The organism is Aquitalea magnusonii (assembly GCF_002217795.2).
GTDB lineage: Bacteria > Pseudomonadota > Gammaproteobacteria > Burkholderiales > Chromobacteriaceae > Aquitalea > Aquitalea magnusonii_B.
In genome coordinates this window covers 1238312-1255459 of sequence record NZ_AP018823.1, presented here as the reverse complement: position 1 = coordinate 1255459, position 17148 = coordinate 1238312, and the positions used below count along the sequence as shown (strand labels likewise).

14 protein-coding genes are annotated in these 17148 nt (G+C 51.5%); 10 read left to right on the top strand and 4 right to left on the bottom strand.

Going from position 1 to position 17148, the window contains the following annotated elements:
• Positions 1-109 precede the first annotated feature (109 nt).
• Positions 110-1549, top strand: coding sequence for an NAD-dependent succinate-semialdehyde dehydrogenase (locus DLM_RS06105; RefSeq protein WP_089085423.1), 1440 nt, complete (start codon positions 110-112; stop codon positions 1547-1549).
• A gap of 153 nt (positions 1550-1702) precedes the next feature.
• Positions 1703-2305 (top strand): TetR/AcrR family transcriptional regulator, encoded by a 603-nt coding sequence (locus DLM_RS06100; protein WP_197715513.1) that lies wholly within the window; start codon positions 1703-1705, stop codon positions 2303-2305.
• A 265-nt stretch (positions 2306-2570) separates the two neighbouring features.
• Here DLM_RS06100 and DLM_RS06095 read toward each other — a convergent pair whose 3' ends face one another.
• Positions 2571-3542 carry a LysR family transcriptional regulator gene (locus DLM_RS06095; protein WP_089085422.1) on the bottom strand — a complete coding sequence of 324 codons (972 nt, stop codon included), beginning with the start codon at positions 3540-3542 and terminating at the stop codon, positions 2571-2573.
• A gap of 54 nt (positions 3543-3596) precedes the next feature.
• On the opposite strand from DLM_RS06095, the gene DLM_RS06090 reads away from it, so the two are divergent.
• Positions 3597-4517 (top strand): SDR family oxidoreductase, encoded by a 921-nt coding sequence (locus tag DLM_RS06090; protein ID WP_197715512.1) that lies wholly within the window; start codon positions 3597-3599, stop codon positions 4515-4517.
• Positions 4518-4538: 21 nt separating this feature from the next.
• Positions 4539-5519, top strand: a complete 981-nt coding sequence (locus DLM_RS06085) for an aldo/keto reductase (protein ID WP_089085420.1) — start codon at positions 4539-4541, stop codon at positions 5517-5519.
• Positions 5520-5593: 74 nt separating this feature from the next.
• On the opposite strand, the gene DLM_RS06080 is transcribed toward DLM_RS06085, so the two are convergent.
• Complete coding sequence (locus tag DLM_RS06080) at positions 5594-6037, bottom strand: cupin domain-containing protein (RefSeq protein ID WP_089085419.1); 444 nt, start codon at positions 6035-6037, stop codon at positions 5594-5596.
• A gap of 48 nt (positions 6038-6085) precedes the next feature.
• On the bottom strand, positions 6086-6427 hold the full coding sequence (locus tag DLM_RS06075) for a carboxymuconolactone decarboxylase family protein (protein ID WP_231960099.1): 342 nt from the start codon (positions 6425-6427) through the stop codon (positions 6086-6088).
• 269 nt (positions 6428-6696) lie between these two features.
• On the opposite strand from DLM_RS06075, the gene DLM_RS06070 reads away from it, so the two are divergent.
• Entirely contained in the window at positions 6697-7584 is an 888-nt protein-coding gene (locus tag DLM_RS06070; RefSeq protein WP_089085418.1) for a LysR family transcriptional regulator, read from the top strand.
• A gap of 1267 nt (positions 7585-8851) precedes the next feature.
• Entirely contained in the window at positions 8852-9583 is a 732-nt protein-coding gene (locus DLM_RS06060) for a hypothetical protein (RefSeq protein WP_231960096.1), read from the top strand.
• A gap of 381 nt (positions 9584-9964) precedes the next feature.
• On the opposite strand, the gene DLM_RS06055 is transcribed toward DLM_RS06060, so the two are convergent.
• Entirely contained in the window at positions 9965-10207 is a 243-nt protein-coding gene (locus tag DLM_RS06055; RefSeq protein WP_045848692.1) for a helix-turn-helix domain-containing protein, read from the bottom strand.
• Positions 10208-10337: 130 nt separating this feature from the next.
• Between DLM_RS06055 and DLM_RS06050 the strand changes: the two genes are divergently transcribed.
• From DLM_RS06050 to DLM_RS06035, 4 genes are all read left to right on the top strand, one after another.
• Positions 10338-10805, top strand: coding sequence for a hypothetical protein (locus tag DLM_RS06050; RefSeq protein ID WP_145985775.1), 468 nt, complete (start codon positions 10338-10340; stop codon positions 10803-10805).
• Between the two features lie 380 nt (positions 10806-11185).
• Entirely contained in the window at positions 11186-13597 is a 2412-nt protein-coding gene (locus DLM_RS06045) for a TerB N-terminal domain-containing protein (protein ID WP_197715511.1), read from the top strand.
• Positions 13594-14898 (top strand): ATP-binding protein, encoded by a 1305-nt coding sequence (locus DLM_RS06040; protein ID WP_089085413.1) that lies wholly within the window; start codon positions 13594-13596, stop codon positions 14896-14898. The genes DLM_RS06045 and DLM_RS06040 overlap by 4 nt, the downstream gene beginning before the upstream one ends.
• 9 nt (positions 14899-14907) lie before the next feature.
• Positions 14908-17145, top strand: coding sequence for a DEAD/DEAH box helicase (locus DLM_RS06035; protein ID WP_089085412.1), 2238 nt, complete (start codon positions 14908-14910; stop codon positions 17143-17145).
• Positions 17146-17148 lie beyond the last annotated feature (3 nt).

The window sequence follows — 17148 nt, the reverse complement described above, 5'->3', positions numbered from 1 at the left end:
CGCCACACAAAATTATGTCACTTAGTGACATTTGTCATTCAACGACATAATATTGATCCGAACTTCAGGCAGCCAATGTGCCTTTCCTTTAATCGACAGGAGTCTACTGATGTCCTCAACACCCTACCTCCCACTTTATTTATGGATCGATGGCCAGAAGCTGGCTGGCGACAACCGGACACACAGCGAAGTGATCAACCCTCTGAACGGCAAGGTACTGGGAGCCATGCCACATGCCACGGCTGAGGACTTGCAAAAGGCATTGAGTTCGACTCAGCGCGGCTTCAAAACCTGGCGCAATGTACCGGCATGGGAACGTGCAGCTGTAATCGAACGAGCTGTTGCCTGGCTGAGAGAGCGTCGTGAGCAGCTTGAATCCTTGTTGACGCTGGAAGTTGGCAAACCAGGTGCCGAAGCCCGGATGGAAGTGGATTTGACGCTTGACTCCATGACATGGTGCGCCGAAGAAGCCAAACGTATTTATGGCCGTACCCTGCAGCCACGTATTCCTCATGGCAGAGCCGTGGTATCCCATGAACCAATCGGCCCAGTGGCTGCATTCGCTCCATGGAACGTCCCTGCACTACTGACCGGCCGCAAAATCGCAGCTGCTCTCGCTGCCGGTTGCTCCATGGTAATCAAGCCTTCGGAAGAAACGCCGGCCACTTGTCTGCTTATTGCCGAAGCCTTCGCGGAAGCTGGTTTACCTGCTGGTGTTCTTAATGTAGTGCTGGGCGATCCTGACTTTATTTCTCGCACAGTCGTGACTTCCAGAATTATCCGCAAGGTTTCATTCACAGGTCCGGAGCCGGTTGGTCGGAAGTTGGCAAAACTGGCGGCAGAAAACATCACGCCCATCACCATGGAGCTGGGTGGCCACGCACCGGTCATTGTTTGTGACGACGCAGACATCGAAGCGGCAGTTGCCGCATCGGTCCCGAACAAGTTCTTTAACGCAGGTGCCAGTTGCATTGCACCGACTCGCTTCTATGTTCAGGATGCTGTCTACGAGCAATTCGTGACCGCATTTGTACAAGGAGCCAAGGCGATCAGACTGGGGGATGGTTTCGATCCAGAAACAAAGATGGGACCTCTGGCCAATGCCCGCCGCCTGGCAGCAATGGAACACTTGATCGCCGATGCACTGGCACGCGGGGGCAAACTGGAAACCGGTGGATATCGCATCGAAGGTGAGGGATTTTTCTGGGCTCCGACGGTACTGACCAACGTGCCAGAAGATGCAGAGATCATGAACCAGGAGCCATTTGGCCCGGTCGCCACCATCTCCCGCTTTGAAAAACTGGAAGATGCAATCGACAAGGCCAATCGCCTTCCCTTCGGTCTTGGCGCATACGCATTCACCCGCTCGCTGGCTCGGGCAAATTTGCTGGCGGATTGCATCGAGAGCGGAATGGTCGGTATCAACACATATTATTTTGGTATGCCTGAGGGGCCGTTTGGTGGTGTCAAGCAAAGTGGCTACGGTAGTGAAAATGGTATTGAAGGCATCAGTGCCTATTTGCTGACAAAATTCGTCCACATGGTTTGAACCATGTCATAACGAGCAAGCTGGCTGGCTTCAATCTGCCTGCTGCCACCGACATGCGCCATACTTTCACGTATGGCGCATGTCCATCTGGACTGCCCCGTCTGCTATGCTATGCAGCCCAATCAATCAGCTAGCTGATGATGTAACCACAACTTGAAGGAGTTGACCTTGGGTTTAAGGCAGTCAAAGAAGGACAAGACCCGGTTGCAGTTATTGGAAGCGGCATTGCTGCTATTCCGCCAGCAAGGCTTCGAGGTCACCACCATCAATCAAATCGCCGCAGCCGTCGAAATATCACCTCGTACGCTGTTACGGTACTTTCCCACCAAAGAAGACATCGTCCTGAGCTGGCTGGAGGAAAGCATGTCGGGCTTTCTTGCAGGGCTGGTGCACAGAGCAGAACAAGAGCCGATCATGGATGCGCTGATTTCCAGTGCACGTGAGTTACTTGCCCTGTATGCATCCCGCAAGGATTTTTATCTCTCATTGGAACGGGTGATTGAATCATCCCCACAAATCAGTGCGCGAAAACATGCAATGACTGCGCAACTGGCCGATGAGGTTGCAGACATCATTGCAAAGAAAGTCTCGACTGAAAGCCCGCAGCTGTCACTTGAAAGACAGCTCTACCCCAATGTACTTTTTGCAATCATCCGGGTTGTCGTCACCCAGTGGGTTCGACATGACGGCAACGCAGATTTGCAAATACTATTCAGTGATGCACTACGCCTTGTGCAATTCCAGCACACAAACTGACCCTCGACTGTGTTTGAGCAGTGTGTACTCCTGTTCACTCCGCACCACGGTATGACTGCAATCTGGCACACGCCATACGCTGCGCCCTGCTCTGCTCTGCCCTGCACCGCAAGGTAGCTCTTGTCCGATAAACCGCTAGCGTCGAAGTGATCCTTATTGTTGTACGCGCATTGAAACCCGATAGCCATTCAGTGCGTGGCCATTTTTGCGTTGTATTGCCACTCCAGCCTGGCAAGACAGAAAACATAGCCGCCCGTACACCTGATTAATTTGTTGCCAGACGTGACAAATAAGCCCCATGTGCCGCAGCAAGCTCTCCATCGCTCAAAATGAAATCAGGACTGTCGAATAACCTTGCAATCGCGAGATCGAGAAAAGCCCTGACCCTTACTGGCAATGCATTGCGGCTGCCATAGTACACGTGGAGTGAAATCGGTGAACTGACATACGAAAGGAAAAGCGGAATCAGCGAGCCGGAACGGATATGAGGCGCGACAGAGAGATTGGCCAATTGCCCCATCACTTGCCCGGAAAGAACGGCCTGGACTTCCAGCTCAGTATCATTGCTGCAAAAGGCTGGCGTGAAATGTCGCTGTTCGACTTTTCCATCCACGGTCAGGTACCAAGGCGATACCTTACCGGTTACCGGATGGCGGAACACGCTGCAACGGTGCGTAGCCAGCTCTTCTGTTGTCGACGGCATACCATAGCGATCAAGATAGGCAGGGGATGCGCAAACAATCAACTGCACCGGAAACAAACGGCGGCTGATAACCCCTTCCTGAGCAGATGGCCCAATACGGAAACCGACGTCCACCCTGTCCAGCACCCAATCGCCAAGTCCATCATCCAGCTGCACATCCGGCCTTACCCCAGGGTTCATCCGGCAGAACTCATCCAGCAGCGGCATCAGGATACCGGCAAAAGATGACTTGGGACCGACAATACGTAATGGCCCGGCAATTCCTTCCTTGCCTGCTCTTGCAGTATTGACAGCCCGTTCAAGCGTAGCCAGTGCAGGCTGCGCATCTTCCAGGAACTGTTGCCCCTCCTCCGTCAAGGCCAGGCTGCGCGTGGTGCGATGCAACAGCCTCACACCCAGGTGCTTTTCCAGCATCGAGATAGCCTGTGTCGCCGCCTGCGCGGATACGCCCTGCGCCAGCGCAGCCTTGCGGATGCTCCCTAACTCCACCGCCTTGGCAAACATGGAAATGGAGCGTAATTCATTGATGGGCATAGCACACTTTTCGTATGGACCACGCCACCAATTATCAATAAAAAATTGCTTCTCATGCAATTTTTTATCGGCTATTCGATTGATACTCAATTTTCTATAGTGAGCACATGCACACTAACAGGAATCGAGATCATGCAAAAAGAAGTCGTTGTAGTTGTGGGTGCCGGCTTGATTGGCCAGGCCATTGCGCGGCGGATTGGTGTAAACAAGCAGATCCTGCTTGCCTCGCTGAGTCTTCAAGATGCAGAACAAGCAGCCATTCAGTTCCGTAATGCAGGATTCATTGCGTCTGCCGCCTGTGTGGATGTGGGTTCACGTCAATCGGTGCAGGCACTGGTTGAACAGGCAGAACAGCTTGGGCCGATTACCGGCGTGATTCATGCTGCCGGCGTCTCCCCTTCCCAGGCACCGGTAGAGACGATTTTGCGTGTCGATCTTTATGGCACCGCACTGGTACTGGAACTGTTTGGCAATGTCATCGCGCATGGAGGCTCGGGAGTTGTCATTGCCTCACAATCTGGGCATCGTTTGCCAGCCCTGCCCGCCGAGCAGGATCGGGCACTTGCCATGACCCCGGTAGAAGAACTACTGCAACTTGATTTCCTGCAGCCGTCCCAAGTGGTGGACACCCTGCATGCCTACCAACTATCCAAGCGTGGAAATTCACTCCGTGTAATGGCCGAAGCAGTGCGCTGGGGGCGGAGAGGGGCGCGGGTCAATACCATCAGTCCCGGCATCATCATCACCCCTCTGGCAAATGATGAGCTCAATGGTCCTCGTGGTGCAGGGTACCGTCGCATGATTGAAGGTAGCCCGGTTGGTCGTGCAGGCACCCCGGATGAGGTAGGACATGTTGCAGCCCTGCTGATGGGGCCTGATGGAACCTTCATCAGCGGCAGTGACATCCTGATGGACGGCGGCGTCACTTCAGCTTTCCGTTTTGGTGACATTCAACAACCCGTCATCCAGTCCTGAATTGCTGAAGGAAGAACACACATGGAAAAACGTCTGCTTGGCCGCTCTGGCCTGAGCGTTTCAGCAATAGGCTATGGTTGCATGGGCCTGAGTTTTGGTTATGGCCCTGCCATTGATCGTCGGGATGGCATCAAATTGATTCGCACCGCTTTCGAGCAAGGTGTGACGCTATTCGATACCGCCGAAGCTTATGGTGCACAGAATGAAGAAATGGTCGGTGAAGCACTGGCGCCAGTACGCGATCAAGTTGTCATTGCAACCAAATTCGGCTTTCGCAACGGTAATGTCAATGACGGACTGGACAGCAGGCCGGAACGGATACGCATTGCCGTCGAGAACTCTCTGCGCAATTTGCGCACCGACCATATCGACTTGCTATACCAGCATCGTGTAGACCCTGACATTCCGATGGCAGAGGTCGCCGGCACGGTAAAAGACCTGATTGCTGAAGGTAAGGTCCGCTACTTTGGCTTGTCTGAAGCAGGTGTAGAATCCATCCGTCAAGCACATGCAATCTTGCCGGTCACGGCCTTGCAAAGTGAGTATTCACTCTGGTGGCGAGAACCCGAGCAGCAACTGCTACCTGTGCTGGATGAACTGGGCATCGGTTTCATACCGTTCAGTCCACTCGGGAAAGGGTTCCTGACCGGAGCCATCAACGCCAGCACCGAATTCACAACGGATGACTTTCGCAACGTCGTGCCCAGATTTTCGGTTGAGATGCGGCAAGCGAATCAGGGACTGGTCCTGGCGTTAAAAGAAATTGCCACGGCAAAAGGTGTGACCACCGCGCAAATTGCTTTGGCCTGGTTACTGGCACAGAAACCTTGGTTGGTGCCCATTCCGGGAACAACAAAAACCAGTCGCCTCATGGAAAACCTTGCAGCAGCTGAAATAAGGCTTTCTGCCATAGAGCAGCAGCACATAGCCGACATTTTAGCAGGCATCCCGGTAGCAGGAGATCGTTATCCTCCGTCACGTGCAGCACTGATCAATCGTTAATTATTCACAAATTTGGTAACACACAAAAGATGGCACGGAAGATGATTACTCAGAATCGTCTTCCGTGCCATTATTTAAACACCATGAAGTTGATGATAATACTCATCGCTGACTGGCTCTAGCCATTCATTCTTGCTCTCACTACCTGGCACCTCGACAGAAATATGACTGAACCAGCTGTCAGCCCTTGCACCATGCCAGTGTTTTTTACCTGCCGGAATATAGACAACAGAACCTTCTTTCAGGCTTACTGCCTGCTCACCTTCCTGTTGATACCAGCCCTCCCCTGCAGTACAAATCAGTATTTGCCCTCCACCACTTTGCGCATGATGAATATGCCAATTATTACGACAGCCCGGTTCAAATGTAACATTAGCCATGAACAAGGGAGCAACACCTGGCTTCAACAGCCAATTCAAATATGACTTCCCGACAAAATATTCAGCATAGGCTTCATTTGAGTCACCCGTACCAAATATATTGATATTTTCAAACACTTCTTTACTTGCATATTTCATTATTTTACACCTAAATATCTTAGCAAACTCGGCAGATAAAACACTTTTTCATTCACTCCATATTTCCTTGGCACACCTGAATGCACCCCAGGCCTTAGGCCAACCTATGTAAAACGCCAAATGTGTAAGCACCTCCACAATTTCATCTTTGGCAATACCATTATTCTTGGCAATCTGCATATGAAAACTGAGTGGACCATCAAGGATTCCACTGGAAACCAATGCCGTTACGGTAATAAGACTTCTATCACGCTGAGAGAGCTCGACATCACGAGACCACACCTGTCCAAACAAAATATCATCGTTAATCTCTGCAAACTTGGGTGCGAAATCTCCAAGCTGATCCCGCCCTGCAGTAACTTTTGGCTTAGTCATGCTGTTATCTTTCATGGTTTATCTGATTACATGGCCACTTTCCAGAACAAGTTTGAGAAAGTATGCGCACCAGTGGATGGTTGACTTGCAAGTAGAACAATTCACATCTGATCAGCATGGCGTCTTTCACCGACAATCAGATTACTTGCATCAGCGCAACGGCAGCCGGGAAGTGTGACTGGCACAAGCAGCTCAACTCATTCAGCGACGTGCATTAATTTAATCTTCGGCAAGCTTTGGCACTAGATGGCAAAATAGGGAAACACTTATTCACAGGTGCATTAATGCAAACACAGGATTTGAATGATCTGGTTGCACTGCTCACAGTGGCACGTGAACGCAGCTTCACCAAAGCGGCACTGTTGCTGGGCACCTCTCAGTCATCACTGAGCAGAACAGTCAGTGCACTGGAAGCAAGACTTGGCATGTTGTTACTGACGAGAACGACACGCAGCGTAGCCCCGACCGAAGCTGGCCAGAAACTGCTGGATGCCATAGCACCCAGGATTGAAGAAATAGAAGCTGAACTGGAGTCAGTGAAAGCGTTGAGGGAACGGCCGGTAGGAACGGTGCGGATCACCGCGACCGACTATGCGGCCAATCAATACGTCTGGCCAAAGTTGCAACCATTGTTGAGACAATACCCGGAGTTAAGTGTCGAGATCATCAATGATTACGGGTTTGCCAACATCGTCGAGCGTCGCTTTGACATCGGTATTCGATTGGGGGATGAAGTCGAAAAAGACATGATCGCGGTTCGTATCGCGCCTGATGAGACAATGTCAATCGTGGCCTCACCCGCATATCTGCAGGACAACCCCATCCCCACTACCCCGCAAGACCTGACAGCACACAACTGTATCAACCTCAGACTACCGACCAAGGACTCCCTTATGTCATGGGAGCTACGCAAGGGTGACAACTGGTTAAACGTAAAAGTCAGAGGACAATTAGTCTTCAATAACGCATATCAAATGCTTGATGCAGCACTGGCCGGGTTCGGGCTGGCATACCTTCCGCGGGCACTGGCCCAACCACTGGTAGAGGCAGGTCGGCTTATATGGGTATTGCAAGACTGGTTTCCGACATTCACCGGTCACCATGCTTATTATGTAAGCAGAAAACAGTCATCACTAGCCGTGCGCCTGGTTATTGCAGCGCTCAAGCAATGAAGGGCATGCTGCTGCCAAAAGTAAGCCCTTGGCTGTGGACTGGGTAAGAAAATATGGGCCATTGCCCATGGAGGCGAGAAGATAAGTGGTCTGTTCTGCTCTTTGTGGACACTAGTTTCAAGATGGGCATGCTGACATCAGGCCATAGAGTCTATTATGAGCTGTTTGGCAAACGCCCACAGCCAAGAAAGACCGGGCATCGAGCACGATGCCCGGTCTTGAGAGAGAACAATTTCCTTACCAACATTACCTTATCCCGCTCACTGGTCCGCCAAGACCAGTTGTCGTGCTCCCCGCCGCCAAGCAGAGAACACGGCACATCACTGCAATGGGCCGCCAAGCCCTTCCCCCGTAGGGGTGCACACATTTTTCCACCGCTGGCAGTTTTCGAGTACCGGTTGCCCGGTTCACGCCTCCCTTGACTGATTAGGTCTCGAGATTTGCTCAAACTCTACTCTCCGCCGCTCCCTCTCTTGTGCCGTCCCGGGTGCCAACCCAGTCAAATGGCCGTCAGAGATTCCCACGTTAGCTGATTGTGTCGAAACCACGATTTAGGAATACGTCATTTCAAAGTGATGGCATCGCATACGCTTACCCGGTTGCCCGGTTTCTGTCGCGCGATGTTCCATAGCCGCAACTTACCCGCCCTCACTCGTCATCAATGAATCACCCCATACAGGGGCGTACCCAAGATTTCTTACTGCGATAAAGGGGACTCTCACCCCTATTTACATGCTTAAGCTATCCAGCGACCCTTCCATTACGAAGGTGCCATGTACCCAGGACAGAAGTTGATATCTTCTGCTTATTTTTACCCCGGTACACCTACGCCATTTCTGACGCATCAGCAGCCTACACGCGCAGTCTTTGTCACGCCGTTCATTTCCAAACGTCCCAAAGCCCGGATTTTCACCGGTTCACATATCAGCAGGGTTGGTCTGCGTTACCGCAGCTCCCGTTTCCGTGTCGCCCAACCTCTAAAGTGGATTGGGTCGAGCATGGCATGTCTGCCATAGGCGCCCATTTCAGCCGCACCAGCCAGCGTTACCCGGCATGCAGCTAAGGCGGTGTACGAAAAGTTGGCAGCTTTTCGCGTGTCTTTCGACATGTGTGTGTTTGCAGGTTGGCGTCCTGCGTTTTGCCTCCTCACCTGTGTAAAGAGGCATAACGCAGAACACCGTGCATGCGAGCTGGCCAGATTCTCACCTGGCTGCCTGCCCTGAAACACAACGTTCCTGCTGGTGTATAGCGAAATGCTCTGAAAATCTTGGAACATCATTACGTGCAAGCCGTAGCTACCGAATCACATTGCACAGATATACGTTTTCTTCGCTATACAGCACATCAGCAACTGAATAAGAAAGCTTGTATGTCTGCTTCAACACCGATTGCACGCAGTAAAACCGCCGCCCTAGCCCGCATCCTCGATAACGTCCCCAAAGGCTATCACCGCTATACCTGCGGCACCGTGGCAGCACGGAAAGCCGAGTCCCTAGCGCAGAAATTTCATACCTTATATGGCATAGGCTGCTCACCCGCTCAGCGACTCATCCGAAAGGGTAAAGGGCTGGCAAATGTGGTGTTGGTCATGCACTGGCCGGTGGATGCCGAAAAAGTGGAATGGCTGCTACTCGCAACCGATGGAACAGGACTTGAACAGGAGACCTTGCTAGACGTCAGGGATAAACAGCGTTTGAAATGGCTTGGTTATGAATTGGTTCGTCACACCAACCGGGCGAAAGTGATGTGGACGTGGCGACGGACAAAAGAGGAAATGACAGAACTGCATGCACTGATTGCCATGCAAGCCAACCAGCACAACACCGCGGCAATTTCTGAAACGCTGGAACGCATCGCAAGACAGCCTGGATTTCGCGGAGTGCGAACCCAGTCGTGGGCACTATGCGAGGCGGCACTACAGCGTGGATATGATGGTCCACTACCCCATCTGTTTTTTGTGCAGAAGATAAGTCATGGGGAGCGGCTGGCACTGGACTAATCCTGTACGGCCCATGAGCGAGGATGCGCCGGGCAGGGCCATGCCTGCCGGCGCTGCACGGATACCTCATGACTGAAGAAAACTGTCGAGGAGCCATGGAACACAGCGTCCTCGCTTGCGTGCTACCGATTGTACGCAACGGTAGATACGTGACACGTAGCCATTCTCTGGCTGCAGAAACGGGTTAAACCCACAGGTTGGTGGGGGCCTCAGGCTTCAATGGTGACTGAGAATTGCGGCTGAAAATCTGCTTGGAAAGTGCTCTACCGCTGTACTGACATCACTCACCGCAGGGTTTCGGTGTCGGGTCTGGCATGTTTGCTACTGGCACTACAATGCACCGACGGAGCATTGCATCACTAAAGTAAGAAGAAATCCGGGTCAGGGTTGGCTATCTTCTTTGGCTGCCAATTGCTCGGCTTCCTGTAGCAGCGCTGAAGCAGGTACGCCCAGCGCATCCGCAATCTGCCAAAGTGTGCCCACTGACATAGCGACATCACTTCGTTCAATGCGCCCCATGGCGTTCCTATGCAGCATTGCTGCTTCAGCAAGCTTTTCCTGCGACATCTTAAGTTGTAAACGGGTTTGCCGTATTACCACTGCCAGTGCTTCTATTCGATTCATGCCTGAGTCCCGGTTTTGGCCGAGTGTCAGGGGTTTTCATGCTAGAATCCACACACTAAAGTGTTCCACACTTTAGTGTTCATTAATCATATGACTTACCATGCGAAGACCTCACGTTACTATGGACTACATGGCAGGCAATACCAAGATAGGGACACGTATGAAAAATAGGCCCAACAGGGTGAGAAAAATATGGAATTTTGACTGGCATACGCGGTTGCGTAACCAATTGAAATTGGCACAAACAATGACTGCGTCGCAGCAGCTGCGGAATACAATGCAACTACTGGAACAACAGCTCGCGGAAACTGATGAGTGTGTTCATACCGTTACAGCCGTTTTGCCTGCGTCAACTGTCTTCTCGGGAGAGTATTTGTTTAAGCTTGTTCAGGAGAACTGCGATGTAGAACCCAGCGAAGTTTGTCTTAAGCCTGACGGAAGTATCGCAGTCACCCTGACGGCCAGAGGCCCGTACAGTCATGTACTTGGAATGGCAGAAGCCATTTTGTCGGCAGGCGTCTCTGATGCCAAAAGTAAACTCTTGGCTGATGACTGGGTAAGAAAATATGGACCATCACCCATGGAGGCGAGAAGATAAGCAACTTGCTCCTGAACGCCAGCTCCGATACCTCACCACCCCGTATTACGGGGTGGTTTTCTGCCTCTTGCTAAGTCGACACAGCAGGCCATGGCAAAGAGATAGACCAACCGGATGCGGTAAGCCATCGTAGTCGCTCGACGTCCTCTTACGTCTTCTTCGTGTTCATTGCAACCGTTAAAGGGTCTAGACAAGCACAAGAGATTCATGTATCGACAACCACCCCATACTTAGTCCACACTTTAAGGACATATGAATATTGAGTGTTCTGGGAGAGTGGTATGGCTAGGGGGCGGAAGGCCAGTAACATTTTTGCGGGAGGGAAGAGAGCAAAAAAAAGCGATTCTGTACTCGTTGGTGTTCTGGTGATAGTTGGGTTGATGTACAAGGCAATCTCAATGGTTCCAACATGGGTGTGGTATGTATTAGCTGTACTTCTGGCATTCGTCATTGTCAGGTACCTTTCCCAAGCTGCAGCCAAATCTTCCAAGGCACGACAGGTCCCTGCAAGTCGCATTGTTTCTAGCCCAATACCACCCAAAGCCAATCAAACATTGACCCCAGCGCTCGTGGCGGAGCCAGTCGACCATTCAATTCCAAGCACAGCTTCGAGGCAAACTTCTTCTGCTGCTATTGACGCCACATCAGTGTCAATATTTGCGGACGACAATCTAGTTTCGATACGGCCCGATACGCCGCATTCAGGTACTAAAGAACATCGTTTACCTCCACCCCCGAAAGAGCTCGCGGGTATTCGTTGGATTCCAGCTGGTGAGTCTATTGATGTTGAAGGTCTGCAAATAGCAGGAGGTATGCTCTATGTTGGAATACCTCCGCGTAACACATCAAATCCGGCATGGATTGACCTGACAAAGAAGGTAGCTGCTACAGGGGACTACCATGAACGTCAGTTGGACTACTGGCCGAACTACTCAGAAGCCACGCCGATAGCACGTCGGGCCTATCTCAACTGGCTTGCATCAGGGAGAAATGACCCAGATGCTGATATCGGATTTGTCTTCCTCTACTTTTATGGCCTTGAATACCGGGCTCTAGTTGATGCTCAAGAGGATGCTGCGGCCAAAGCGGAAATTCCGGAAATAGTGAATGAGCTTAAGCGCCTTCTCGCTATCTACGGCAATGCTTCTGGGTCGTTCCGGAGCTATGCAGGAGGTTTGTACGAGCTACTGTCTCTTTCTGAGCTGCCAAACCAATTGTATCTAGTAGCAGTTCCCGACCTGCCGCAATCCTATGAGGTGCCCCTGTACATTCGGCTTGCTCTGGGCTCTGCAGCCGTTGATGGCGCCCCTGTACCAGCTGCTTTGGCCCGTGCATGGGTGCAGCATTCTCCTCTGGTCCGCCTTAGAACTCCTGCAATTCGCTGCAGTAGTCAATTTGACCAACTTTTTGACCTGCATTATGAGGAGGCTTTCGGTGAGGGGATGGTTCTACCTCGGAACAAAACCAAGCTCAAGTGCGTTTACCGACCAGCTTCAATGGGATTGCGCCAAAAAGACGTGACCGCCACTTTTGGGGACATCCCCGACGTTACTGTTCTGACTAAACCAATCAAGCTACTTGGAGAACTCACGGAAAGAGTCACCCAAGAACTTGACGCTTACAGTCGGTATCTTGCTAAGAGCCCAGATGCTGGGAATGCGCTCGAAGGATTACTTTTGTTGCCTCCCGCCCTATGGCCAGAGACGCTTGTCAGTACATTGGGAGAACTGAAAGGCAAAATGGGCGATGGTACGTTGATTCTTTCGTTCCAAGAGCTGCTGAGCTGCCTGGATGCAAGAACAACTCTCACGAAGGATAAAGCCATAACCATGGCAAAGGCTTTGGAGTCATTCTGTATAGGAATTGAGCCGGACATCCTTAGTGGTGCGCGCTTGCCTAAGCCCGATGACAAGTTGGTACTTTTTGCTATCCAGCCGGGTGAAGAAACTTCACGCTCCACTCAGGGCTACCAAGTTGCGGCATTGACACTACAAGTAGCCTCTATTGTTGCCGCAGCTGATGGGGATTTCAGCGCTAGCGAGATGAGCAGCCTATTGCACCACATTGAATCTTGGACCCATCTATCACCTAGCCACATCAGTCGTCTCAAGGCCAACTTGCGGTTGCTGGTGATGACTCCCGCATCACTTCCTGCATTAAAGAAAAAGCTAGAGCCGCTAGATGCATCAACCAAGGAAACTCTTGGGGCTTTCATGGCTACTGTTGCCCAAACGGACGGCATCGTCACACCCGAAGAAATTAAAGCCCTCGAGAAAATTTACAAGGCTTTGGGTATCGACCCCAAAAAGGTATTCAGTGATGTACATGCTGCCACCGCTGGTTCTTCTCCCACAACGACAGCAGTAGAAGCCATTGAGAAATCTGGCTTCACACTAGACCCTGCGCGAATCGCCGCTCTTCAAAGTGATACGGCCAAGGTATCCGCTCTCCTTGCGAGTATTTTTAATGAAGATACGCAGGGTGAAGTTGGACAAATCAGTTCAGACGTACCACCTCTCGACACTGATGAAGAACTTGAGCCAGAGATTAGCTCCCAGAAAAATCTGATGGGGCTTGATGAGTTACATACCGCATTTGCCAGGCTACTTATCTCCCGCCCGCAATGGACGCGGGGGGAGCTGCAAGATGTAGCCGCTGACATGGACCTGATGCTTGATGGCGCGCTTGAGCGGATTAATGAAGCCGCATATGACAGCCATGACATCCCTTTCACCGAAGGCGACGACCCCATTGAGGTTAACGCTGAAGTTCTGGAGAAGATTGACGCATGACGACAACTATTCGCCCAAAAGACCGGGATTCTGTTCTCCAATCTCTTCGTGCCGGCGTAGTACCACGCGCTGGTCAGCACCTTATCCAGGTTGGACGTACGCGAGAAATTGAAACGCTGGTTAATGATATAGACCGCATTGCAGATGGCGGTTCAGGTTTTAGAGTCGTGATTGGTGAGTATGGTGCTGGCAAAACCTTCTTTCTGAACTTGGTGCGTGCTGTCGCGATGGAACGAAAGCTGGTAGTAGCTAGTGCTGACTTGAATCCTGACCGTCGCTTGCATGCTAGCGGCGGTCAGGCACGTTCTCTTTATGCTGAATTGATGCGTAATCTGTCGACACGTACGAAACCTGAGGGAGGAGCGCTTGCCGGAATTGTTGAGAAGTTCATCGCAACGGCGAAGACTGACGCCAAGGCACAAGGCCTGGCTACTGAGGTCATTATCCGGGAACGACTCAATCATCTTACCGAGCTGGTCAATGGTTACGATTTTGCAGACGTAATTGCGGCTTATTGCCGTGGGTTCGAAGAAGGCAATGAAGAGCTCAAAGCAAATGCTATCCGTTGGTTACGTGGAGAATACTCGACGAAAACTGATGCCCGACAGGCATTAGGTGTGCGTAGCATCATCGATGATGCTTCCATTTACGACCAACTAAAACTACTGTCGCGCTTTGTACGATTGGCAGGCTTCTCTGGCTTACTGGTTAGTCTCGATGAGCTGGTCAATCTTTACAAGTTGGCAAATACGCAGGCTCGCAACTCCAACTATGAGCAGATTCTACGTATTCTGAACGATTCTCTCCAAGGCTCCGCCGAAGGCCTTGGCTTTGTCCTTGGAGGCACGCCAGAGTTTCTGCTTGACCCTCGACGTGGTCTATATAGCTACCCTGCATTGCAGAGCCGGCTATCCCAAAACAGCTTTGCAACTGGGGCGTTGGTCGACTTCAGCGGTCCGGTAGTTCGGCTATCCAGTCTCACGCCAGAAGATTTTTACGTGCTACTCCAGAAAATACGAGGCGTGTTCGCGCTGGGTGATGAGAGCAAGTACCTCGTTTCTGACCAAGGCATCTTCAGTTTTATGGAGCATTGCTCAAAGCGTATTGGCGAGGCGTACTTCCGCACGCCCCGAACCACTATTACGTCCTTCATTAACCTGCTAGCTATCTTGGAACAAAACCCAGGCACAGCATGGCAGGAGCTATTGGGAAGCGTTGAGGTACTCGCAGATACCGGTGGTAATGCTGATTTGGCGGTCGAGAGCGAGGACGGTGATGAGTTCGCATCCTTTAAAATGTAAGCCAGCCTGATGACGTCTCACTCCTCCAACTCTTTCTTCCTGCTGGATGAGCGTATCCAGCGCTTTCTCTGGCAAGAGCAGTGGGAGGCGCTACGTGAAGCCCAGGAAGCTGCTATTCCGCTCATCGTAGGGGCTGACCAAGATGTCATCGTGGCAGCTGCTACCGCGGCAGGTAAGACTGAAGCGGCATTCTTGCCTGCACTCACACATCTCCTGCAGCAAGAGACCCCTTCTCTTATCGTATATATCAGCCCATTGAAGGCACTTATTAACGACCAATTCGGTCGACTAGAGCGCCTCTGTGAGCAACTAGGGATTCCGGTCTGGCCCTGGCATGGAGATATTGCTACCTCAATTAAAGCCAAGTTCACTTCTCAGCGACAAGGTGTACTGCTCATTACACCGGAGTCACTAGAGGCACAGCTATGTAATCGAGGCTCTGCCGTTCCTGCTCTGTTTGCACGCACTACCTACTTCGTGATTGATGAGCTTCATGCTTTCATCGGCTCGGAGCGGGGCAAGCAATTGCAGTCACTGTTGCACCGAATTGAAATCGCTATCAAACGAACCGTTCCGCGAGTTGGGCTGTCTGCGACACTGGGAGATATGAGTTTAGCTGCGGAGTTTCTTCGCCCAGGTAGGGGGAACAGCGTGGCGATGGTTGTATCAAAATCAGAGGGTGGCGAGCTACGTATTCTTCTGAAAGGCTATGAGGAGCCCCTTGTTATTCCGGCTAGACCTGCATTAGTCGATGATACCGAGGTCAAGGAGGCGGCTGATGAATATGAAGGTCCACCAGAGCCCCAGATGCCTGCGACCATAGCTGCACATCTATTTCAGCACCTAAGAGGTTCCAACAATCTTATATTCCCGAACTCACGCAGAGAGGTTGAACGTTACACCTACTTGCTCAACCAACTATGTGATGCACAACGAGTGCCAAACGAGTTCTGGCCGCACCACGGAAGTTTGTCTAAAGAGCTACGTTTGGAGACTGAAGCTGCCCTGAAACAGAAGGAAATGCCTGCTTCAGCCATTTGTACGAACACGCTTGAGCTCGGTATCGATATTGGAGCCGTCAAGAGTGTGGCACAAATTGGACCTCCTCCTTCTGTTGCCAGTTTGCGCCAACGTTTGGGTCGCTCCGGTCGTAGGAAGGGAGAGCCCGCAATCCTACGTGGCTACTCTATCGAAAATGAACTAGGAGGCAAGTCATCTCTGGCCACAGACCTGCGCTTAAATACCGTTCAGGCCATTGCGATGATTTCGCTACTCATCGAGGGCTGGTTTGAACCACCAGCCGTGCATGGTATGCACTTGTCCACGCTCATTCAGCAGGTGCTCTCCGTGGTAGCACAATATGGCGGTGCCACCATTGGTCAGCTCTATGGGTGCCTCTGTGCCCTTGGCTGCCCTTTCAACGGAATCAGTAAGGATGAGTTTGTCACGCTGATTCGCCATCTGGGGCAGGAAGACCTATTGGTTCAAGACTCATCTGGATTGCTCCTGCACGGCCAGCTTGGTGAGAAGTTTGTTAATCACTACAGTTTTTTTGCCGCTTTTTCCACTGAGGAAGAATTCCGTATTGTTTGTGGTAACCGAACCCTTGGCACACTGCCAATATCCCAGATGTTGACCGAAAATCAGCGCATTCTGTTTGGCGGGAGAACGTGGTTAGTAAAAGAAGTCCACGAGGAAGAGAAAGTCGTTGTCGTCGAGAAAACCCGTCGAGGAGTTGCCCCTGCATTCGCGGGTGGGGCTGGCCGTACACATTCCAAGGTTAGGCAGCGGATGCGTGAGCTGCTGGAGGGGGGCGATACACCGGCTTATCTTGATTCGACTGCTGCTCGTTTCTTGTCGGAAGCTCGTCACAGTTACGAGAGGCTCGGTCTACACGGTACATCATTTCTAGACTTGGGGAGCAGCGTAGTCATTTTGCCTTGGCTGGGTGACGATGCGAATGAGTTTATCGCTTGCCTACTGAGATATCACGGATTCGAAGCCATGCTGGCAGACCCCTTTGTTGAAGTACAGAAGGGACGTCGAGGAATAGTAGAAATGATACAGGCGTTGAAGCAAGGTATTTCGCCGGAACGCCTGACCGACCTTTTTTCGGAAAAAGATAACCTTCAAAGAGAGAAATGGGATTGGGCACTTCCAGATACGTTACTCCGCAAAGGGTATGCAAGCCAATATTTGGACATAGATTCAGTGACATTATGGACATCTGCATTATCGTTAAAGTAAAAA

What these genes read in the sequence shown, in the direction of transcription:
- DLM_RS06105 (WP_089085423.1), top strand. Translation starts at nt 110, where the DNA reads ATGTCCTCAACACCCTACCTCCCACTTTATTTATGGATCGATGGCCAG.
- DLM_RS06095 (WP_089085422.1), bottom strand. Translation starts at nt 3,542, where the DNA reads ATGCCCATCAATGAATTACGCTCCATTTCCATGTTTGCCAAGGCGGTG.
- DLM_RS06090 (WP_197715512.1), top strand. Translation starts at nt 3,597, where the DNA reads ATGCAATTTTTTATCGGCTATTCGATTGATACTCAATTTTCTATAGTG.
- DLM_RS06085 (WP_089085420.1), top strand. Translation starts at nt 4,539, where the DNA reads ATGGAAAAACGTCTGCTTGGCCGCTCTGGCCTGAGCGTTTCAGCAATA.
- DLM_RS06080 (WP_089085419.1), bottom strand. Translation starts at nt 6,037, where the DNA reads ATGAAATATGCAAGTAAAGAAGTGTTTGAAAATATCAATATATTTGGT.
- DLM_RS06075 (WP_231960099.1), bottom strand. Translation starts at nt 6,427, where the DNA reads ATGAAAGATAACAGCATGACTAAGCCAAAAGTTACTGCAGGGCGGGAT.
- DLM_RS06070 (WP_089085418.1), top strand. Translation starts at nt 6,697, where the DNA reads ATGCAAACACAGGATTTGAATGATCTGGTTGCACTGCTCACAGTGGCA.
- DLM_RS06055 (WP_045848692.1), bottom strand. Translation starts at nt 10,207, where the DNA reads ATGAATCGAATAGAAGCACTGGCAGTGGTAATACGGCAAACCCGTTTA.
- DLM_RS06050 (WP_145985775.1), top strand. Translation starts at nt 10,338, where the DNA reads ATGGCAGGCAATACCAAGATAGGGACACGTATGAAAAATAGGCCCAAC.
- DLM_RS06045 (WP_197715511.1), top strand. Translation starts at nt 11,186, where the DNA reads ATGTACAAGGCAATCTCAATGGTTCCAACATGGGTGTGGTATGTATTA.
- DLM_RS06040 (WP_089085413.1), top strand. Translation starts at nt 13,594, where the DNA reads ATGACGACAACTATTCGCCCAAAAGACCGGGATTCTGTTCTCCAATCT.
- DLM_RS06035 (WP_089085412.1), top strand. Translation starts at nt 14,908, where the DNA reads ATGACGTCTCACTCCTCCAACTCTTTCTTCCTGCTGGATGAGCGTATC.